Origin of the sequence: Mucilaginibacter roseus, from assembly GCF_021215455.1 — a bacterium.
GTDB classification, from domain to species: domain Bacteria; phylum Bacteroidota; class Bacteroidia; order Sphingobacteriales; family Sphingobacteriaceae; genus Mucilaginibacter; species Mucilaginibacter roseus.
This window is the reverse complement of the sequence record NZ_JAJPWV010000002.1, coordinates 90,698-111,529: the sequence shown is the minus strand read 5'-3', so window position 1 is coordinate 111,529 and position 20,832 is coordinate 90,698. Positions and strand designations below refer to the sequence as shown.

16 protein-coding genes are annotated in these 20,832 nt (G+C 45.9%); 15 read left to right on the top strand and 1 reads right to left on the bottom strand.

Features of this window, described 5'->3' with window-relative positions:
* Nucleotides 1-2 precede the first annotated feature (2 nt).
* The 8 genes from LT679_RS05310 (at nucleotide 3) to galK (ending at nucleotide 7,224) form a co-directional block, all read left to right on the top strand.
* The gene (locus tag LT679_RS05310) at nucleotides 3-767 is read left to right on the top strand and encodes an SDR family NAD(P)-dependent oxidoreductase (RefSeq protein WP_232176247.1); all 765 of its coding nucleotides are present in this window, start codon (nucleotides 3-5) and stop codon (nucleotides 765-767) included.
* A gap of 8 nt (nucleotides 768-775) precedes the next feature.
* Nucleotides 776-1,633: a fumarylacetoacetate hydrolase family protein gene (locus LT679_RS05305; protein WP_232176246.1), complete on the top strand. Its 858-nt coding sequence runs from the start codon at nucleotides 776-778 to the stop codon at nucleotides 1,631-1,633.
* Nucleotides 1,620-2,453 carry an amidohydrolase family protein gene (locus LT679_RS05300; RefSeq protein ID WP_232176244.1) on the top strand — a complete coding sequence of 278 codons (834 nt, stop codon included), beginning with the start codon at nucleotides 1,620-1,622 and terminating at the stop codon, nucleotides 2,451-2,453. Before LT679_RS05305 ends, LT679_RS05300 begins: the two co-directional genes overlap by 14 nt.
* A 12-nt stretch (nucleotides 2,454-2,465) precedes the next feature.
* Nucleotides 2,466-3,248 carry an SDR family oxidoreductase gene (locus tag LT679_RS05295; protein WP_232176242.1) on the top strand — a complete coding sequence of 261 codons (783 nt, stop codon included), beginning with the start codon at nucleotides 2,466-2,468 and terminating at the stop codon, nucleotides 3,246-3,248.
* Between the two features lie 12 nt (nucleotides 3,249-3,260).
* Nucleotides 3,261-4,001 carry a (Fe-S)-binding protein gene (locus LT679_RS05290; protein WP_232176241.1) on the top strand — a complete coding sequence of 247 codons (741 nt, stop codon included), beginning with the start codon at nucleotides 3,261-3,263 and terminating at the stop codon, nucleotides 3,999-4,001.
* Entirely contained in the window at nucleotides 3,998-5,380 is a 1,383-nt protein-coding gene (locus tag LT679_RS05285; protein ID WP_232176239.1) for a lactate utilization protein B, read from the top strand. Before LT679_RS05290 ends, LT679_RS05285 begins: the two co-directional genes overlap by 4 nt.
* The gene (locus LT679_RS05280) at nucleotides 5,377-5,964 is read left to right on the top strand and encodes a LutC/YkgG family protein (protein ID WP_232176237.1); all 588 of its coding nucleotides are present in this window, start codon (nucleotides 5,377-5,379) and stop codon (nucleotides 5,962-5,964) included. The genes LT679_RS05285 and LT679_RS05280 overlap by 4 nt, the downstream gene beginning before the upstream one ends.
* Before the next feature lie 96 nt (nucleotides 5,965-6,060).
* Nucleotides 6,061-7,224 (top strand): galactokinase, encoded by a 1,164-nt coding sequence (gene galK, locus LT679_RS05275; RefSeq protein ID WP_232176236.1) that lies wholly within the window; start codon nucleotides 6,061-6,063, stop codon nucleotides 7,222-7,224.
* Nucleotides 7,225-7,296: 72 nt separating this feature from the next.
* Here galK and LT679_RS05270 read toward each other — a convergent pair whose 3' ends face one another.
* On the bottom strand, nucleotides 7,297-9,507 hold the full coding sequence (locus LT679_RS05270) for an alpha-galactosidase (RefSeq protein ID WP_232176234.1): 2,211 nt from the start codon (nucleotides 9,505-9,507) through the stop codon (nucleotides 7,297-7,299).
* A 428-nt stretch (nucleotides 9,508-9,935) separates the two neighbouring features.
* Between LT679_RS05270 and LT679_RS05265 the strand changes: the two genes are divergently transcribed.
* From LT679_RS05265 to LT679_RS05235, 7 genes are all read left to right on the top strand, one after another.
* On the top strand, nucleotides 9,936-10,709 hold the full coding sequence (locus LT679_RS05265; RefSeq protein ID WP_232176232.1) for an SDR family NAD(P)-dependent oxidoreductase: 774 nt from the start codon (nucleotides 9,936-9,938) through the stop codon (nucleotides 10,707-10,709).
* 15 nt (nucleotides 10,710-10,724) lie between these two features.
* Nucleotides 10,725-11,951 carry an enolase C-terminal domain-like protein gene (locus LT679_RS05260; RefSeq protein WP_232176230.1) on the top strand — a complete coding sequence of 409 codons (1,227 nt, stop codon included), beginning with the start codon at nucleotides 10,725-10,727 and terminating at the stop codon, nucleotides 11,949-11,951.
* 8 nt (nucleotides 11,952-11,959) lie between these two features.
* The gene (locus tag LT679_RS05255) at nucleotides 11,960-13,612 is read left to right on the top strand and encodes a sodium:solute symporter (protein WP_232176228.1); all 1,653 of its coding nucleotides are present in this window, start codon (nucleotides 11,960-11,962) and stop codon (nucleotides 13,610-13,612) included.
* Nucleotides 13,609-14,022: an L-rhamnose mutarotase gene (locus tag LT679_RS05250; RefSeq protein ID WP_232176227.1), complete on the top strand. Its 414-nt coding sequence runs from the start codon at nucleotides 13,609-13,611 to the stop codon at nucleotides 14,020-14,022. The genes LT679_RS05255 and LT679_RS05250 overlap by 4 nt, the downstream gene beginning before the upstream one ends.
* A gap of 420 nt (nucleotides 14,023-14,442) precedes the next feature.
* Nucleotides 14,443-17,631, top strand: coding sequence for a SusC/RagA family TonB-linked outer membrane protein (locus LT679_RS05245; protein ID WP_232176225.1), 3,189 nt, complete (start codon nucleotides 14,443-14,445; stop codon nucleotides 17,629-17,631).
* Nucleotides 17,632-17,637: 6 nt separating this feature from the next.
* Nucleotides 17,638-19,563 (top strand): RagB/SusD family nutrient uptake outer membrane protein, encoded by a 1,926-nt coding sequence (locus LT679_RS05240; RefSeq protein WP_232176223.1) that lies wholly within the window; start codon nucleotides 17,638-17,640, stop codon nucleotides 19,561-19,563.
* Between the two features lie 21 nt (nucleotides 19,564-19,584).
* Complete coding sequence (locus LT679_RS05235; RefSeq protein WP_232176222.1) at nucleotides 19,585-20,808, top strand: DUF5000 domain-containing lipoprotein; 1,224 nt, start codon at nucleotides 19,585-19,587, stop codon at nucleotides 20,806-20,808.
* Nucleotides 20,809-20,832 lie beyond the last annotated feature (24 nt).

Genomic DNA, 20,832 nt, shown 5'->3' with positions numbered 1-20,832 from the left:
CCATGTTCAGTTTAAAAAATAAAGTAGCGGTAATAACCGGTGGGGGTAGTGGTATCGGAAAAGCCATATCATTATTATTTGCGGGGCAAGGGGCTACCGTACACGTAATAGAACTAAATGCTGATGCAGCCGCCGATGTTGTCGCCGAAATAACAAACGCAGGTGGTAATGCACAAGCTCACGCAGGTAATGTTACCGATCAGGCAGGTATAACAGCTATATTTAACAGCATTAGCAAAGTGGATATACTGGTAAACAACGCGGGCATTGCCCATGTAGGTAACCTGGAAAATACCGGCGAAGCTGATTTTGAACGAATTTTTCAGGTAAACGTTAAAGGCGCCTACAATTGCTTATACGCTGCTGTACCGCTGATGAAACAAAACGGTGGTGGCGCTATATTGAACATGGCATCTATTGCCGCGCATGTGGGCATTACCGACAGGTTTGCGTATAGCATGAGCAAGGGAGCCATTTTCGCCATGACTTTATCAGTAGCGCGCGACTATCTGAAAGATAATATTCGCTGCAACAGCATATCACCGGCAAGGGTACACACACCTTTTGTAGATGGATTTATAGCCAAAAATTATCCGGATAATCAAGCGGAGATATTTGAAAAATTATCCAAAAGTCAGCCAATCGGCCGTATGGCTAAGCCCGAAGAAATAGCTTCGCTTGCCCTGTACCTATGTGCTGATGAGTCTGGCTTTATCACGGGGACAGATTATCCTATTGACGGTGGATTTATTACGCTGAACAATTAATTCGATATATGAAATTAATAAGATATGGTGCCGCCGGACACGAAAAAACCGGTGTACAGATTGATGGTGTCAACTACAGTACTGCCGGTTTGGGCAGCGACTATAACGAGCAGTTTTTTGAAGCCGGTGGCCTTGAATCATTAACTGCATACCTGAAAGATAACCAGGATAAGCTGGAGAAAATTGATGACAGCGAGCGTTTGGGAAGCCCTATAGCGCGTCCGTCAAAAATTGTGTGCATTGGTTTAAACTATGCTGATCACGCGCATGAAACCAATGCCCCGCTACCACCCGAGCCGGTGATCTTCTTTAAAAGCACTACTTCGCTGATTGGCCCGTATGATAAGGTGGTGATTCCTAAAAATTCAGTAAAAACGGATTGGGAAGTGGAACTGGCCGTAGTGATCGGCAAAAAGGCATCGTACGTTGAAGAAGCCGAAGCCGCTGATTACATAGCCGGTTATGTACTACACAACGACGTGTCAGAACGGGAATTTCAGTTAGAGCGCAACGGAACGTGGGATAAAGGCAAGGGCTGTGATACCTTCGCGCCAATGGGGCCGTTTTTGGCTACGCCGGACGAATTGGGCGATATTAATAACCTTAACCTATGGCTAAAGGTAAACGGTGAAACCATGCAAAATGGCAGTACGTCAAACCTGATTTTTAACATACCGTTCCTGGTATCCTACGTAAGCCAGTTCATGACGTTGTTACCGGGTGATGTGATCTCAACCGGAACACCGGCAGGTGTTGGTCTGGGCTTCAAGCCACCGGTATATCTTAAACCTGGCGACGTGATGGAACTTGGTATTGATGGTTTAGGTTCATCAAGGCAAGAAGTGGTAGCTTATGAAAAAAATTGATTCGCACCAGCATTTTTGGTTATACAATCCGGTAAAAGATGCCTGGATAACCGATGATATGTCGGTAATTCAACGCGATTTTTTACCTGAAGACCTTTTGCCGTTGCTGCAATATAATCAAATTGAAGGTTGCATAGCCGTGCAGGCTGATCAAAGCGAAGCGGAAAATAGCTTTTTGCTTGGTTTAGCTAAAAACGCGCCCTTCGTAAAAGGTTTAGTGGGTTGGGTTGATCTTCGTGCGGAAAATGTGGAGGAACGATTACAATACTATAGTCAGTTTGAACTGATGAAAGGCTTCAGGCATGTTTTACAGGCCGAAGATGCATCATTTATGCTAACCGAAGAATTTAAACGGGGTATATCAAAATTGGCAGCTTACGGGTTTACTTATGATGTACTGGTCACAAACGAACAACTAAAAGCGGCTAATGAGCTGGTAGCATCTTTCCCCAATCAAAAGTTTATTATTGATCATCTGGCAAAACCCGGAATTAAAAGCGGTGAAATTGATGTTTGGGCAGAAGATATTACAACCATAGCCAGTCATAAAAACGTATATTGTAAAGTATCCGGTTTTTGCACCGAGGCTGATTGGTACCACTGGACGCTTGACGATGTTAAACCATACCTCGACGTTGTTTTTGGTCAGTTTGGCATCAACAGGGTAATGTATGGGTCTGACTGGCCGGTGAGCATTGTTGCAGGTGGCTACAACCGGGTTATTCAAAGCCTGGAAACTTATATGCAGCAGTTTAATGCGCAGGAGCAAAGCTTGTTCTGGGGCCAAAACGCTGCTGAATTTTATAACTTAAAAAAATAAACTGATCTTTTTATGGATCTGAAACTCAAGGATAAGGTAATTATTGTAACCGGTGGCGCGAGGGGCATAGGCAAAGGCATTGTGCAGGTATTGGCTAACGAAGGTGCCATAGTGGCCATTGTAAGCCGCACCGAAACCGAAAATTTAAAAACACTTGCTGAGGTAGAAGCTGCGGGTGGCGCGGGTTTCCAGGTAGTGGCTGAGCTATCAAACCCTGAAGCCAGCAAAGCAGCGGTTGAAGCGGTAGTTGCACGCTATGGACGTATTGACGGCCTGGTGAATAACGCCGGCGAAAATGATGGTGTTGGTTTGCAAAATGGCACCTATGAAAAATTTATGCAGTCGCTTCACAAAAACCTGGTGCACTATTACATGATGGCGCAGCAAGCGTTGCCATATCTGATAAAGAGCCAGGGGAGTATCGTAAATATAACATCAAAAACTGCCGAGACAGGGCAGGGCGGGACGTCTGCTTATGCAGCTTCAAACGGTGGCCGTAACGCGCTCACCCGCGAGTGGGCGGTTGAACTATTGCCGCACAACATCCGTGTAAACGCGGTTGTGGTGGCCGAATGTTACACGCCGTTATATGAACGCTGGATACAAACACTGGGTAATCCCGAAGAAAAGTTAAAAGAAATAAACTCGAAGATACCTTTAGGCAACCGAATGACGACTACCGAGGAATTGGGTAATGCGGTAGCGTTCCTGCTTTCACCGGTATCAAGCCATACTACCGGACAGTTAATTTATGTTGATGGTGGTTATGTGCACCTGGACAGGGCCATATCGTAAATATTTGTACAGATGAAGGTTGGGTTATTTGTTCCGTGCTATATTAACCAGTTTTACCCCAAGGTAGCAATTGATACGCTGGAATTGTTGGAAAAACTGGGTCTCGAAGTTGGCTACCCGCTTAATCAGACCTGTTGCGGGCAACCTATGGCCAATTCGGGTTACGAACATTTAACCGGTTCAACCAACGAACTGTTTACCCAAAACTTTGCCGGTTACGATTATATTGTTTCGCCATCCGGTAGCTGTACGCTGCACATTAAGGATCATTTACACTCAGATAAAGCCCCTGCCGAAGCAAAGAGCATCCGCTCACGAATTTATGAGTTGACCGAATTTTTAACGGACGTTATAAAGGTGGACAGTATAAAAGCCAGCTTTCCATACAGGGTTGGGGTACATCAAAGCTGCCACGGCCAGCGTGGCCTCAAACTTGCGCAAATGACGGAACTTACGGCACCGGCCTTTTCAAAACCCGAGCAACTTTTAAATATGGTTGATGGTATTGAATTGATCCCTTTAACCCGTGCCGATGAATGCTGCGGTTTTGGCGGTACATTTTGTGTTGCCGAGGAAGCGGTATCCGTAAAAATGGGTAAGGATAGGGTGGCTGATCACATAAAAAATAATGCCGAATACATTACCGCGGCCGATATGAGCTGCCTGATGCACATGGAAGGCATTCTTAAACGGCAAAATAGTCCGGTTAAGGTAATGCATATTGCTGAAATTTTAAACGCGGCCATGGTATGAGTGCAGTAAAGGATCATGCGGCGTTAGCGCAGGCTTTTAATAAAGATGAAAAACGTGTCGACTGGCACGACGAAACCCTGTGGTTCGTTCGTGCCAAGCGCGACCGCGCCAGTCATGGCATACCAGACTGGGAACTTCTCCGCGAAACCGCATCGCAAATAAAACATAACGTACTCTCCAACATGCACGATTATTTGGTGCAGTTTGAGGGGAATGCCCTTGCCAACGGCATCAAAATACATTGGGCGGCTGATGCTGCCGAGCATAATGCCATCGTGCTGTCTATCCTGAAAGAAAAGGGGATTGACCGCATGGTGAAAAGCAAATCCATGCTTACTGAGGAATGCCACCTGAATGATTTTTTGCAGGATAACGGCGTTGAGGTGATTGACTCGGACTTGGGAGAGCGTATTGTTCAGCTGGCTAAAGAGCCGCCGAGCCATATCGTGTTACCCTGCATCCATAAGAAAAAGGAAGAAATAGGCGATATATTTCACGAGCATTTGGGTACTGCGGCAGGAGAATCCGACCCGCAGATACTGACTGAAACTGCCCGCCAGCATCTGCGCGAAGTATTTTTAACCCGCCGTGCCGCCTTAACAGGTGTAAACTTTGCCATAGCCGAAACCGGTGAGTTTGTGGTTTGCACCAACGAGGGCAACGCCGATATGGGTGCTCACCTGGCCGATGTACACATAGCCAGTATGGGTTTCGAAAAGCTGATTCCGCAACGCAAACACCTCAGTGTATTTCTGCGCCTGCTTACACGCAGCGCCACGGGGCAGCCTATTACTACGTACTCAAGTCATTTTAAAAAGCCACGCCCCGGCCAGCAAATGCATATTATTATTGTTGATAACGGGCGCAGCATACAGTTAGGCCGTGAGGATTTTCGTAACTCATTAAAGTGCATCCGTTGTGGCGCTTGCATGAATACTTGCCCGGTTTACCGCCGTAGCGGTGGGCATAGCTACCACACCGCCGTTGCCGGGCCAATCGGCTCCATACTGGCGCCTAACCTGGATATGAAAAAGTATGCCGACCTGCCGTTTGCGTCAACGCTGTGCGGGTCGTGCTCAAATGTATGTCCGGTTAAAATTGACATTCACGATCAGTTATATAAATGGCGGCAGGTGATCGTAAAAAACGGTTACTCTACCAAAACTAAAACCGCCATGATGAAGGGTATGACCCTGGCTTTATCATCCCCGGCAATATTTAATATTTCGGGTAAGGCAGGCAGGCTCGCCTTAAAATTCATCCCGTTCGCGGTGAACAATGGCCTTAACCCCTGGTACAAACAGCGCGATATGCCAACACCACCCGAAGGCTCGTTTACCGACTGGTATAAAAAGAACCGGAAAGGAGAGCAACCATGAGCCGTGATAGTATTCTGAAAGCCATCAAGCAAAACCAACCTGAACTACGGCCGTTGCCCGCTGATGTTGATTTCTATTTTGAACAGACAGAGGCCGCTGAAAAGTTTAAGCAAGTGTTAGAATTTATAGGGGGGCGGTTTGTTGAAGCGAATAATTACGCTGCAGTTAAAGCTTCTTTAGAAAATACATTTCCGCAAGCTCAGCGATGGATAACCGCTATTGATGAGTTTAGTGAATTAGCTACACTGATCCAACCCGGCGATCCGCACGAACTGGAAAATGTTGACGTGGCTATTATCAAAGCCCATTTTGGCGTTGCCGAAAATGGTGCCGTTTGGGTAACTGAGGATTTGATGGGCGCACGTGCGCTACCATTTATTACGCAGCACCTGGTTATCCTGCTTAACAGGAATAATATAGTCCCGCTGATGCAGCAGGCCTACCAATTAATAGCCGAAAAAGATTACGGTTATGCGGCTTTTATAGCCGGTCCGTCAAAAACGGCAGACATTGAGCAATCGCTGGTTATTGGTGCACACGGGCCACGCAGCCTGACAGTGTTTTTGCTCGATAGCGATAACTAATCGTATCAAAATCAATTACTTGATCCGTCAAAAAAAATGTCTGCAAAATTTTTATTTCTTTAAAATTAATGTAGATTTGACAGTTAACACAATTATATGACCGTAACAGATATTTTCCAGCAAATTTTTGAGGCGGAGCCTTTGGTGGTGCAGTCGCCTGGCCGTATTAACCTTTTGGGCGAGCATACCGACTATAACGAAGGCTTTGTACTACCTGCTGCCGTAAACAAATACGCTACCGTTGCCATTAGCGCTAATGACACCGGCAACATTGTAATGCACTCCGTACAATTTAATAAAACGGTAACCGTGCCTTTGGCAGATATAGCGCCGCAAACCGAAAATTCATGGACGAATTATGTGTTAGGTGTTACGGATGGCCTGATTCATGGTGGTAAAAAAGTAACCGGTTTTAACATAGCGGTTGATGGGGATATTCCTATCGGCGCGGGTATGTCGTCATCAGCAGGTATATCATGCGCGGTGGCTTTCGCGCTGAACGAGTTATTCAGCCTGGGGTTAAGCCGCGAGCAGTTAGCCCGCACCGCCCAATGGGCTGAGCATAACTATGCCGGTGTGGCCTGTGGTATAATGGATCAGTTTGCCAGCTTGTTTGGTAAGGCTAATCACCTAATACAACTGGATTGCCGCAGCATCGAATATAAATATGTGCCTATTGAGATGGAAGGTTACGCGCTGGTGTTGTTTAACACCAACGTAAAACATAACCTGGCCTCAACCGAATATAACCAGCGCCGCCAGCAATGCGAAAAAGGCGTTGCATTGGTTAAAGAGAAATATCCGCAGGTAAACAGCTTGCGCGATGTAACAATGGATATGCTGCATGAGTTAGTTGAGCCTGTCGATCAGTCAACCTTTACCCGTTGTAAATATGTGGTTGAAGAGAATGACCGCCTGCTTAAAGGTTGCGAGGATCTGCGTAACGGCGACTTGGTGGCTTTCGGTAAAAAGATGTTCGCTACACACCACGGCCTATCGCAGGAGTATAACGTAAGCTGCCCTGAGCTCGACTTTTTGGTTGATGCCGTACGCAATGATGCTGATGTATTAGGCGCACGTATGATGGGTGGCGGCTTTGGCGGTTGCACGATCAACCTGATCAAAGAAGAAGCGATTGAAAGGATAGCTACAGACCTGGCACCTAAATATGAAGCCGCTATGGGTAAGCCGCTTACTACCTATGTGGTGTTAACCGGCGATGGTACTTCCATTGTATCAAAACCTGTTGTGGCCGCTTAGTCCTATTCAATTTATAAAAACAAAGGCCGGATGTTTTAAACATCCGGCCTTTGTTTTTATAGTGGAGCAAGGTTATTTTGCTTCGTTTATTTGCAATACTACGCTGTTACGGCCCGCTTTTACATCTGGGTTGTAACCGATCGTCATCAGGAATTCGCCGCTGTAGGTTTTAGTTGCATCAAGCGATGAGTTGCTTCCCGGATATAGGTTGATCTCCTTTAACGTATAACGTTTGGTAGGATCAAGGCCTTTAAGTTTAATAGGCAGTTTGCTGCCTTCATCATAACGGTTATTCACCAGGTAATTGAACATTACGCCGCTGCTCTTTGCCTCATCGATGTACATAATAGATGCTACGCTGTTTTTACGGGGATCAGCCAAACGGTATTGTTCGCCATGCCAAATGATGTCTTTCAACTGGTTATAGTTTTTGATGGCTTCCTGGCAAAATTTAAGTTCATCACCGCTGAGCTTGCTTACCACAATATCAAAACCCAGTTTACCCATCATGGCTACATCCACACGGAATTTTATAGGTTGCTTGCCCCAATCGGTTACGTGGTTTGAGCTGGTAATGGCAGGGTAGAAGTAGGAGTATTCCCACTGGATGAAAATACGTTCCAGCGGATCGGTATTATCGCTTGGCCAAAACTCGGTAAAGTATTTAAGCGCCGCATAATCAACCCGGCCGCCACCGCCCGAGCAAAGCATCATAGGCACTTTAGGGTATTTAGCACGTATGCGTTCCAGCACTTTGTATAACCCGCGCATATACTCAATATAAAAATGCGACTGATTTTTAAGATGTGCCGAGTAGGCGTTAAAAATCACTGCGTTGCAATCCCATTTTATGTAAGCCAAATCCGGGTTTTTAGTGAACAGATCATCCACAATGCTGTACACAAAGTTTTGCACCTCAGGGTTAGCCAGGTCAAGCACTAATTGGTTACGGAAGTAATGTTCGGCACGTTTGGGTTGTTTAATTACCCAGTTAGGGTGCTTTTCGTAAAGCTCACTTTTAGGATTCACCATTTCAGGCTCCAGCCAAATGCCAAATTTTACGCCATTGTTAGTAGCTTCTTTCACCAGGGATGCAACACCGTTAGGCAGCTTCTTTTTGTTTTCCTGCCAATCGCCCAGGCCTGCGTTGTCGCCATTACGGGGGTATTTGTTGGCAAACCATCCATCATCCAGCAAAAACATATCAACGCCCAACTTCTTGGTGTCCTTTATTAATTCAAAAAGCTTTTGTTCCTCAAAATCGAAATAAGTGGCTTCCCAGTTGTTAAGCAGTGTGAGGCGGTTGCCGTTGCCATCCAGTACCCGGTAATTACGTGCCCAGCGCTGCAGTTTACGGCTGGCATCACCTTTACCCTTGTCACTCATGGTGTATAAAAAGGCAGGCGTGGTAAATACCTCGTTTGGCTTTAACGTATAGGCTGATGCATAGTTATTGGCACCGGCTATAATGCGCAGGTTGTCCTGGTTGTCCAGTTCCAGATCCGTACGGAAGTTTCCGCTCCACTCAACTGCGCCGTATAACACAGTGCCTTCGTCCTCGGTAGCAGGCTTATCTAACGATACCATAAAAACGGATGGCTGAAACAGGTTGGCGCGTGTACCCAGCTTGGTATCTAAGGTTTTAATACCGTGGGTCATCAGGCTTTCCTCGGGCTGCATCTCTTTGGCCCAATCGCCGTGGTATTGGGTAAGGTAATACTTAGCCGCCTTTAAATACAGGTTGGCCGACGCGAATTTTTGTAGCACCACATTGCCCTTTTCGGTATGTTTAATACTGCTCCATTGCTCCACCACATCCTCGTTGAAGTAGGTTTTATAATAAAGTGTAACCTCAAAATTGTAAACCGGATCTTTAAGCACCACACTTAATAGTGACACGTTATTATCTGTTTTAGTTACTTTATGGCTAACATACCGCAGGTCGAGCGAGTTGTTGCCATCGGCATGGGTTACGGTGATGGCCGGTTCAAAATATCCGCGCGAGCCGGAGGTGGAATAGGCTGAGTTTGATGTATTGTCGGTATAATCAGCGGTTTGTTTATAAACGGCCGGTATTTGCGCGTATGCGTTAGCGTCGCTAAGCTTTTTACCTAAGTAAATGGTGCCTACATCATTTTTACTATCTACCTGTAAAACAAGGGCATTATTCCTGGTTTCAATGGGGATAGTAATATTTTGCGCCCGGGCCATACCCGTAAGGCCGAGTGCAAGGGCAAGCGCAATAAAAGTTTTAGGATTGATAATTGGTTGGTTGTTGTTCATTCTATAAAAATAAAAATAATAGCTTATAAATGTCGGCTAAACAGATAATTGGTTATCGAACAAAAAGCGGAAAATGCCATCGTTCGGTTTTGTAAAGAGCTTGTTCCTCTATTTTCAAACCTAATGGCTGAGGTACGTTTATAAAATGGATAATCCTATCAATTGGATGGATAATTAAGGCTGTTTTTAAAGTTATTTAGCCGTTTTGTTGAATAATGCTATGAATAGCAAATGGTATTATCCATTAAAAAAGTGGAATTATCTATTCTAAATCCTCTCTTCGGGCTGTTACTTTGAAAACGTCAACAGTCCAGTTAAACAAACCAATACAATCATACTAACAGTTTTCTGAAGGTTTTCGCGGTTAACGCCGTGCAGGCAGTCTGTTGGTATTATTTAAAATAACGAAATCAAAAAGCTTATCATAAATGCAATTATTAAAAGACAAGGTAGTTTTTTTGACCGGCGGAACCGAGGGTATCGGCTTTGAGTGTGCCAGAGTTTACCGCGACGCGGGTGCTGCTTTGGCCATCGTATCCAACAACCAGGAGAGCATTGATAAGGCTTCGGTTTCGCTAAACGGCGATGACGTAATATATCTGCATGCTGATGTATCAAATGTCGACCAGATAGCACAAGCAATTAACGCGGCGGTTGAGCGGTTTGGCCGTATTGATGTAGTGCACAACAATGCCGGCATATCCGACCCATCAAAAAACCTGCACGAAACAACCGACGAAGAATGGCAGCGCCTGTTTGATGTAAACGTAAAAGGCATTTTTAATACCACCCGCCACGCCATACCTCAACTTATAAAAAACAAGGGTAGTATTTTAAATACCGGTAGCATGGCCGGCGAAATTGGGCAGGAGATACATGCCGCCTACAGTGCTACCAAGGGCGCTATCAGCGCGCTCACAAAATCAATGGCGATTGATTACGCGCCACATGGCATCAGGGTGAACGCCATAGCCCCGGCCGGGGTGTGGACACCTATGCTGCGCAGCTGGAGCGAACAGCAACCAAGTCCGCAATCCATAGAAAAATACCTAGATAGCATACACTTATTGGGTTACTGCCCTGATGCTGATGTGATTGCGGATGTTTGTTTATTCCTGGTGTCGTCTCCGGCGCGGTTTATAACGGGCTGCATATTGCCGGTAAGCGGTGGAGCCGAGTTAGGCTATCGCCGTAGCAATTAATCAATAATCTACGTAATGATCAAAAATATACAAGTTAAAGATTCCCGATATCAGCTGGATGGTAAGGCGGGCAGCGATGCCATTCACCGCGACCCGGTATACTCATATGCTGTTACCCAACTGCATGACGATAGCGGACTAACCGGCACCGGACTGGCTTTTACCTTGGGTAAGGGCAATGAACTGGTTTGTTCAGCCGCAAAATTTTACGCCGAAAAGCTCAAGGGGCTGGATATTGAAGAGGTGATGAGCAATTTTGGCGTATTATTCAACAAACTGGCCAACGAGCAGCAATTCAGGTGGTTGGGGCCGCATAAAGGGGTGGTGCACTTGGCGCTGGCCTCGGTAACTAACGCCTGTTATGATCTGTGGGCAAAAAAACGTGGCGTGCCATTATGGAAATTGCTCATTGACCTATCGCCTGATGAAATTGTTAACACGCTCGATTTGAGTTACCTGGAAGATGAACTTACAGCGCAGGAAGCGATTAAATTGATAGCAGATCAGCAAAGGGGTATTCAACAGCGAGAATTGATTACCCTGAAAGGATATCCCGGTTATGATACCTCTATAGGCTGGTTTAATTACAGCGATGAAAAGGTGCGTGAAAATTGCCTGAAAGCTGTAGCCGAAGGCTTTACCGCCATGAAGCTGAAGGTGGGTTCAGCCGATCCGCAACGCGACATTCGCAGGGCGCACATTGTGCGTGAGGCAGCAGGCAATGAGGTAAAGGTAATGCTCGATGCCAACCAGCAGTGGAACCTGCCGCAAGCCATCAGTATATGTAACGAATTGAAAAGCATGAATCCATACTGGGTGGAAGAACCAACGCACCCGGATGATGTATTGGCACACAAAACACTGGCCGAAGCCATAGCACCGGTAAAGCTTGCCCTTGGCGAACATGTACCTAACCGCGTGATATTTAAAAACTACCTGCAAACTGGCGCGGCATCATTCATTCAGGTTGATGCGGTGCGTGTGGGCGGGGTGAGTGAATTCATCACAGTAAGTTTACTATGCAAAAAGTATGGCGTGCCTGTTGTACCCCATGTGGGGGATATGGGGCAGCTGCACCAGCACCTGGTTTTATTTAACCATATAAAACTTGGGCACGAAGCTTTATTTTTAGAACACATTCCGCACTTGCAAAGATATTTTGTAAATCCGGTTATAATTGAGGGCGGCTTATACCAAACGCCACAGGCACCCGGAAGCAGCTGCGATATAAAATCCATATAAACCGAATTATGATTGGCCCGGCAGATATTACCATTACGGTGCTCTACATTTTGGGCATTGTTATTATAGGCTTATGGTCGGGCATCCGCCATCAGCAAAAAAATAAAACCGGCAATGCCGCTGGCGAATACTTTTTGGCAGGAAAAACCTTGCGCTGGCCTACAATCGGGCTGGCTTTGTTTGCCACCAATATATCCTGCGTGCATTTGGTAAGCCTGGCACAAAGCGGGTTTGATACCGGTTTGCTGAATGGCAACTTTGAGTGGATGGCATCATTCACACTTATTTTGCTGGCGCTGTTTTTTGTGCCGTTTTATATCCGGTCAGGTGTTGCTACCCTGCCTGATTTTTTGGAGAAAAGGTATGACCGTGCCAGTCGCGATTGGTTGGCCATCGTGTCCGTAATATCCGCGATCATTATTCATATCGCCTTTTCGTTATTAGCGGGCGGCATTGTTTTGCAAACCCTTTTCGGGGTTGACATGTATACCAGCGTCATCATCATTTCCTTACTCACCGCCCTGTATACGGTTGCGGGTGGTTTAACAGCGGTAGTAGTTACAGAATCTATACAAACCATTGTTTTATTAGCCGGTGCGGTAATAATGTGTGTGGCTGCATGGGTAAAAATGGGCGGCTGGCAACCTATGGTGGATGTATTGCAGCAACATGGAGAGATGAGCAAATTATCTATGATGCGCCCGCATGGCGATAGCAGCGGTATGCCATGGTACTCGGTGTTTTTAGGGTACCCGGTGCTGGGAATATGGTATTGGTGTGCCGATCAAACCATTGTACAGCGCGTGTTAGGTGCAAAAAATCAGGATCACGCGCGGGTAGGTTCATTATTTTGTGGTTTTATTAAAATACTTCCGGTGTTCATCTTTGTGTTGCCTGGTTTGTTTGCTTACACGCTTTCGCAAAAAGGTTTGCTGGATGTATCAGCCCTGCAAACCATTGCAGATGGCAAGCAGGTGGTAAACAGCAAGGGCATCTACACCCTCATGATCACTCAACTTATACCCAAGGGATTAGTGGGTGTATTAGTTGCGGCTTTACTATCCGGTTTAATGAGCCAGATATCGGGAGCGCTTAACTCTATATCAACACTGGTAAGCTATGATATTTATAAACGCTATAAGCCCGAAGCAACAGACAAGCAACTGGTTAAAACAGGTAAAGTTGCGGCAGGCGTATCGGTAATAGCATCCTTGCTTATGCTACCGCTGCTCAATAGTTACGAGAGCATTTTCAACGGCCTTAACGATATTATTGCCCATATTGCACCGCCCATTACATGCGTGTTTGTATTAGGTATATTTTGGAGAAAGGCATCTGCAACCTCATCAAAGCTAACGCTGTGGTTGGGGTCGCTGTTGGGCGTAGTAGTTTTTATTATATCCAAGCTGATGCCCACGTCGTGGATAGGAGAGGTTCCGTTTATGATGATGGCCTTCTACCTGTTTTGCGCCTGTATGCTGATGCAAATACTTTTTTCGTACGTCTATCCTGTGCAACAAACCATCGACAGCGATAGGTTATACTGGAATTCTCCGTTTGAAGCACTAAAGGGTGATAGCTGGAAAGGATTGGGTAATTACAAGGTGCTATCGGTGCTGTTATTGCTCATTATGTCAGTACTATTTTATTTATTCCGATGAAAAATATTGTTTGCAGGATAGTTTTAGGCATCGTTGTATTATTGATAAGCTGTAATCCATCAGCACAAAAAGTAGTGCGTTATGGTATGGTGACCGGTATTAAACCAGAAAAGATAGCCTATTACAAAAAGCTGCATGCGGCACCATGGCCTGGCGTTGTTAAAAAGATCAGGGAGTGTAACATTCGTAACTATTCAATCTACCTGCAAAAGATAGACGATAAATATTACCTGTTCAGTTATTTTGAATACACCGGTAATGATTTTGATGCCGACATGAAAAAAATGGCCTCCGACACAATTACGCAGCGCTGGTGGAAACAAACCGACCCTACGCAGCTACCATTGCCCGAAGCCCTCGCCAGGCATCAAATATGGACGGCAATGTCCGAAGTATTTCATCAGCAGTAATTATTTTTACAAATTGATCGTTTTAGCAAAAGAATGATGATTTCATGCAATCGATTTTTGTTAATTATTGCTAAAAATTTAGCGCAGTTCTTAATGAAAATGAAAAAAGCTTTTATCGTAATCGAATAATCCATTATAATAAAAGGATACGTCATTTATCGCGCTGGCCCGGCACTATACATTTGTTTTATAAGCCGAAATAAAATAACAACAATTTAACGTAAAGGCATTCGCAGTAACAATGCCCATTAATGCAGGATTAAGGCCTGTACGGGTATCTTATTGCTTTTTTTTACCAATTATTCACCCTTTTTTATGAGTAAACTTTACAAACTAAGTAAACGCCTTTTGGTGTTAAAAATTCCTAAAAAGTACTTGCAGGCTGCCTGTTGCATTTTGCTATTTGCGGTGCTCATGATTATGGCACAAAGTAGTATCGCACAAAACAGGGTAACCATTACGGGTACCGTAACCGACACAACCGGCGGAATTATTGCCGGTGCTAACGTTACCGCGCTAAACAAAAACGGCAAAGCCACATCAACTGATGCTAACGGTAAATTTGTTTTGGATGTTGAGCCAGGTACTGTTTTAAAGGTATCATTTGTTGGTTACCAGGATAAGCAGGTAACCGTAAATGCCGACCAGCGTACATACAAAATTGTGATCAAGGAGAACGTTGCCCTGGCGGAAGAGGTAATTGTAACCGCTTACAGCCGCAAGCAAACCCGCGAGGCGTTGGTAGGCTCGGTAACTACCGTGAAGCCCGGTAACTTAAAAATACCGGCCAGCAACTTAACAACCGCGCTGGCGGGGCAGGTTGCCGGTGTAATTGCTTACACGCCAAGCGGGCAACCCGGGCAGGATAATGCCAACTTCTTCATCCGTGGGGTAACTACCTTTGGTTACAAGCGCGACCCATTAATTTTGGTGGATAACGTGGAGCTTACCTCGTCAGACCTGGCCCGCATCCAGGTTGATGATATCGAGAGCTTTTCGATACTTAAGGACGCCAGCGCTACAGCCCTTTATGGCGCACGTGGTGGCAACGGTGTTATTTTGGTAAAAACCAAAGAGGGTAAAGTAGGTAAGGCGCAAATTAATTTCAGGTTAGAAAATTCCATATCGCAATCAGCCAAAACTATTGAGCTTGCCGACCCGATTACCTATATGCGTTTGTTTAACGAGGCAACGGTAACCCGTAATCCGCTGGCGCCCCGGCCGTTTACGGAGAACAAAATACTAAATACCCAGGCTACACTGGCCGGAACGCCGGGCAGTAACCCGTACGTTTACCCGGCGGTGGACTGGATTGACATGTTATTTAAGGACAGAACTAACACCCAACGCGCTAACCTGAACATCAGCGGCGGTGGCGGTGTGGCTAAGTACTACTTCGCCGGTTCGTACTCAAATGACAACGGTATTCTGCGGACTGATATCCGCAACAATAACAATAACAACGTTAAGTTTACCAACTATCAGCTGCGTTCAAACATCAACGTTAACCTTACCGATAAAACCGAGTTGATATTAAGGTTGTCGGGCAATTTTAACGAGTACAATGGCCCGCTTACTAACGATGCATCGTTCTCTACAGACTTGTACAATGTGGCTATGCATACCAGCCCGGTATTGTTCCCAGCGTTTTATGAGCCGGATGAGGCGAACCTGAATACGCAACACATTTTGTTCGGTAACACGCTATCAACCGGTGGTTCACCGGCAAATAACAGTATAGGCCAAATAAATCCTTATGCTTCTTTATTACGCGGGCATAAAAACTTTGTGGAGTCGCGCATGCTGGCTCAGCTCGAACTAAATCAAAATCTGAACTTTATAACAAGCGGCCTTAACTTTCACGGCTTGTTCAGTACCAACAGGTACTCTTATTACACGTCGGATATGAGCTATTCGCCGTTCTACTACAACGTTGCTACATACGACAAACCAAGCAATACCTACACCCTACAATGGCTTAACCCACAACCAACGGGCAATAACGTAGCAAGGGAGTATCTGGAATACAACCGTAATATCGGCAGCGATAATATAAACACTTTCGTTTACTTCCAGGGTGTGCTTGATTATAGCAAAACATTTGGTAAAAACCATACCATCAGCAGCTCACTGATCGGTACCCGCCAGCAGCAAGTGTATTCAGACGCTAAAGACCCACGGTCAGGTACCACCACCTTGCAATACTCGCTGCCATACCGTAACCTTACGCTTGCGGGCCGTGCCACTTACTCGTTTAAGAGCAAGTACTTCCTTGAATTTAACTTCGGTTATAATGGGTCCGAAAGATTTTCAGAGGAGCATCGTTATGGTTTCTTCCCGGCAATCGGTGCGTCATGGATCATATCTGAAGAAAAATTCTGGGGCGATTTATACGATGTATTCGACCGCGTGAAGATCCGCGCCAGTCATGGCTTGGTGGGTAATGATGCTATCGGCGTACAAAGGTTCTACTATCTTTCAGACGTTAACCTGAATGGCGGCAACTCCGCCGTGTTTGGTACCAATAATGGCTATGGCCGTAATGGGGTAAGCATTCGTAACTACGAAAACCGCGATGTAACCTGGGAAACCTCACAACAAACAACACTTGGTTTAGAGTTTACACTGCTTAAAAACCTGAATGTAATTGCCGAGGTTTACAAAAACCACAAGTATAATATTTTACAGGATAGGGCTTCAATACCAACCACCATGGGTTTAGAAGCGCCGATTGCCGCTAACATAGGTAAGGTCGACTCAAAAGGTATCGATTTATCCGTTGATGGCAAAAAACAGTTCTCAAAAAATGCATCGGTTTCGCTGCGTGGTAATTTCACCTTTGCACAAAACAAATTTACGCAGTTTGAAGAGCCAAACTATCTTGAGCCATATCGTTATAACGTAGGCCAGTCACTTAACCGCCAGTATGGCTATGTTGCCGAACGTTTGTTTGTGGATGATAACGAAGCGCGCAACTCGCCGCAACAAATATTCAGCACCAACGGGCAGCAGCCTATGGGGGGCGACATCAAATACCGCGACCTTAACAATGACGGACGGATTGATGGTGCCGATCAAACCTTTATCGGTTACCCAACCGTGCCTGAGATTGTTTATGGTTTTGGTATAACCTCACAAATACACAACTTCGATTTTTCAGCCTTTTTTCAGGGCCAAACCAGGGTATCATTCTTTATTGACCCGGCCCGCACCAGTCCGTTTATCCAAAGTCCGGATTCATGGTTGCCTGGAAATACCCAGTTGTTAAAAGCTTATGCTGATGATCATTGGTCAGAAGATAACCAGAACCTCTACGCGCTGTACCCACGCCTGGGTGCCAACGGGGCGCAGATTGAAAACAACCGCCAAAACAGTACCTGGTGGATGCGCGACGGCAGCTTTTTAAGGCTTAAGCAATTAGAGATAGGCTACTCCATACCACGAAAGTATGCACAGCGTTTAAATCTGCGCAACGCGCGTATCTATTTCAGCGGTCTGAATTTAGTTACCTGGAGCCCATTTAAGCTTTGGGACCCGGAGATAGGCGGCAACGGGTTCAATTACCCCATCCAACGCGTATTCAACCTTGGCCTCAATGTTAATTTATAATTAGTGATGAAGATGAGATCGTACAAAATATTAATATACCTGGCCGCTATTACCATGCTGGGTACATCGTGTAAAAAGTTTCTGGATGTAACGCCGGAGAACGTAGGCACTATTGATTATGCCTTTCGTAACCGTAACGAGGCGGAGAACTACCTGTTTTCATGCTACGCTACCTTGCAGCAATTTCAATATCCGCAAAATGATCCGAGTTTTACCAGCTCGGGCGAGATCATATTCCCCAACAACCTGACGGATAACCAGGGGATCGACCCCACAGGTTTTAACCTGATCCGTGGTACACAGAATGTTCAAAATCCCGGCCTTAACTATTGGGATGGCGAAAATGGGGGGCAGGCCATATTCAGGGCATTACGCCGCTGCAATACCATGCTCGAAAATATTGATAAGCCGATTGACCTTACCGCATCAGAAAAAGCGCGTTGGATAGCAGAGGTGAAGTTCCTGAAAGCCTATTATCATTATTATCTGTTCCGGATGTACGGGCCGATACCTATTACCGATAAAAACCTGCCGATAACCAGCTCGACAGAAGAGGTAAAGGTTAAACGTGACCCGGCTGACTCGGTAGTGAATTACATTGTTCGCCTGTTGGATGAATCGGCTCCTGACCTGCCGGTGATTATACAAAACCAGGTGCGCGAGCTTGGTCGTATTACCCGCCCAATAGCACTTGCTGTAAAGGCCGAGGTGCTGGCGACCGCGGCCAGCCCCATGTTTAATGGTAACCCTGACTTTGCAAGTTTGGCCAATAAGGATGGCGAAAAACTATTCAGCAGCACTTACGACGCCACTAAATGGGATAAGGCAGCAGAAGCCTGCGACGCCGCTGTTAAGCTATGCGAAGCTAACGGGTTTGCGCTACATACCTTTAACGCGCCGGCCAATATACCTTCCAATTTAACCGACTCGTTGCGGAGAGTACTTACCCTGCAAACCGCTATTACTGAAAAATGGGAGCTCAACAAGGAATTGATTTGGGCGCTTAACCCGGTATTTGGTTACGGCAGGCAGGAGTATAACATGCCCCGCTTAACGGCTAAAGCCGCGGCTAACCTGATTGCCCAAGGTACGTTTGCCGCGCCAATATCTCAGCAGGAGTTATTTTACACCAACAACGGTGTGCCTATTAACGAGGATAAAACCTGGGATTATAACAACCGCTACAATCTACGCACGGGAGATGATGATAACCGCTTTTACATACGCAATGGTTACCAAACCGTTAGGGCACACTTTAACCGCGAGCCGCGCTTTTATGCCGATATGGCCTTTGATGGCGCTATATGGTATGGTAACAATGTTTTTGATCAGGAAAACGCTTTGTATGTGCAGGCACGCAGCAGCAGCTCGTACGCAGGGCCAAAAGATAACATCCGTATAAACGTAACCGGTTACTGGGCTAAAAAGCTCGTTAATTATCAAACGGTTTATGATGAGAACATGACCTGGGTTGATTTCCGTATGCCGCTGATCAGGCTGGCAGGGCTGTACTTGCTATACGCCGAGGTGCTGAATGAGCAGGGTAAGCCTTACGCCGAGGTGGTACGTTACATTGACCCGGTGCGCCAGCGTGCAGGTTTGCCGGGCGTTGTTGATGCCTGGAGCAATTACTCACGCAATGCCGCAAAGTTTGCTTCGCAGGATGGCATGCGCCAGATCATTCACCAGGAACGCCGGATAGAGCTGGCGTTTGAGGGACAGGCCGGTTGGGATTTACGCCGCTGGAAGGAAATACAAAATGTAATGAGCAGGCCAATGCAGGGCTGGAATATTTACGAGGAACAGCCGCTTAACTACTACCGCCCGCGCACCATACTTACGCCGGTGTTTAACGTGCGCAACTACCTGTGGCCAATAAAAAATAACGATTTAATAGTGAATGGCAATCTTGTTCAAAATCCAAACTGGTAAGCAAGGTAAAAACTTAGTAACATGAAAAATATTAAACATTATATAGCTGTTGCAACCTGCCTGGTTATACTTGTGGTTGCGGCGTGCAAAAAAAATGATGGGTATAATAAAACCCCTATATCGAGCGATAGCACAAAGCCGGGGGTGGTAACCAACGTTAAGGTTGATAATTTTAATGGAGGTGCCTACATCACTTATGATTTGCCCAACTCCGAAAATATATTGTATGTGCTTGCACAATACAATATACGCGATGGCGTAAAGCGCGAAACCAAGTCATCTTACTATACAGACACGGTTACGGTTAATGGTTTCGCAGCATCGGCAGATTATGATGTAACGCTTTACACGGTATCGCGGGCCAACGTGATGTCTGATCCCGTTACGGTAAAGGTTCATCCCGAAACGCCTGTTTACCAGTTGATCAGACCATCAATAAACGTAAATGCCGATTTTGGTGGTGTAAACGTTCAGGCTCTAAATCCGCTTAAAAAGGAGATAGGGATCATTATTACGGCCTTTGATCCCACAACCAATTCCATGGAAGTGCAGGACCAATTTTTTACAAGGACTGATACCATCAATTACTCCATCAGGGGGTACAGTACCGATCCACGGGAATTTGGTGTATATGTAACCGATCAATGGGGAAATATTTCTGATACGTTGAAAAAAGAGATCAGTCCGTTATATGAGGAGATGCTGAATAAAAGCTTGTTCAGTGCCTTTAATTTGCCAAGTGACACGCCGATTGGCTACGGGTGGCAGTTGCCAAACCTTTGGAATGGTAGTGCCGATGGCAGTGGCTGGCATACGCTTCCGGGCGAAAAACCGCCTTTCGTTTGCACGTTTGATGTAGGCAAAGTATACAAACTAAGCCGTTTCATTATGTGGGAGCGTGTTGGTGAATTTACTTACGGCCACGGCAACCCGCGCGATTTTAGTTTATGGGGTACAAAAGTTGCCAATCCGCGCGACGCTAAACTACCTATTTCGGCGCCGCCGGGAGCCGTGGTGGGCGACTGGATAAATATGGGCAACTTCCATTTTCCTGATCCGCCGTCAGGTTCACCGCCGGGAGCAACCACCGCGTCTGACGAGGCCTTCGTACGCGCAGGTGTGAACTTTAACGTACCATTTGATGCGCCTACCGTGCGCTTTATCCGCCTGGCTGTAAACAGATCATGGTCTGGCGGCGATATAGCGCACGTTATGGAGCTATCGTTATATGGTAATCCGCAGTAATAATTAATTAAGCTAAAAGAGATG

Bases quoted from the DNA above. Each gene is read 5' to 3' on its own strand.
- LT679_RS05310 (WP_232176247.1), top strand. From the start codon at position 3: ATGTTCAGTTTAAAAAATAAAGTAGCGGTAATAACCGGTGGGGGTAGT.
- LT679_RS05305 (WP_232176246.1), top strand. From the start codon at position 776: ATGAAATTAATAAGATATGGTGCCGCCGGACACGAAAAAACCGGTGTA.
- LT679_RS05300 (WP_232176244.1), top strand. From the start codon at position 1,620: ATGAAAAAAATTGATTCGCACCAGCATTTTTGGTTATACAATCCGGTA.
- LT679_RS05295 (WP_232176242.1), top strand. From the start codon at position 2,466: ATGGATCTGAAACTCAAGGATAAGGTAATTATTGTAACCGGTGGCGCG.
- LT679_RS05290 (WP_232176241.1), top strand. From the start codon at position 3,261: ATGAAGGTTGGGTTATTTGTTCCGTGCTATATTAACCAGTTTTACCCC.
- LT679_RS05285 (WP_232176239.1), top strand. From the start codon at position 3,998: ATGAGTGCAGTAAAGGATCATGCGGCGTTAGCGCAGGCTTTTAATAAA.
- LT679_RS05280 (WP_232176237.1), top strand. From the start codon at position 5,377: ATGAGCCGTGATAGTATTCTGAAAGCCATCAAGCAAAACCAACCTGAA.
- galK (WP_232176236.1), top strand. From the start codon at position 6,061: ATGACCGTAACAGATATTTTCCAGCAAATTTTTGAGGCGGAGCCTTTG.
- LT679_RS05270 (WP_232176234.1), bottom strand. From the start codon at position 9,507: ATGAACAACAACCAACCAATTATCAATCCTAAAACTTTTATTGCGCTT.
- LT679_RS05265 (WP_232176232.1), top strand. From the start codon at position 9,936: ATGCAATTATTAAAAGACAAGGTAGTTTTTTTGACCGGCGGAACCGAG.
- LT679_RS05260 (WP_232176230.1), top strand. From the start codon at position 10,725: ATGATCAAAAATATACAAGTTAAAGATTCCCGATATCAGCTGGATGGT.
- LT679_RS05255 (WP_232176228.1), top strand. From the start codon at position 11,960: ATGATTGGCCCGGCAGATATTACCATTACGGTGCTCTACATTTTGGGC.
- LT679_RS05250 (WP_232176227.1), top strand. From the start codon at position 13,609: ATGAAAAATATTGTTTGCAGGATAGTTTTAGGCATCGTTGTATTATTG.
- LT679_RS05245 (WP_232176225.1), top strand. From the start codon at position 14,443: ATGGCACAAAGTAGTATCGCACAAAACAGGGTAACCATTACGGGTACC.
- LT679_RS05240 (WP_232176223.1), top strand. From the start codon at position 17,638: ATGAAGATGAGATCGTACAAAATATTAATATACCTGGCCGCTATTACC.
- LT679_RS05235 (WP_232176222.1), top strand. From the start codon at position 19,585: ATGAAAAATATTAAACATTATATAGCTGTTGCAACCTGCCTGGTTATA.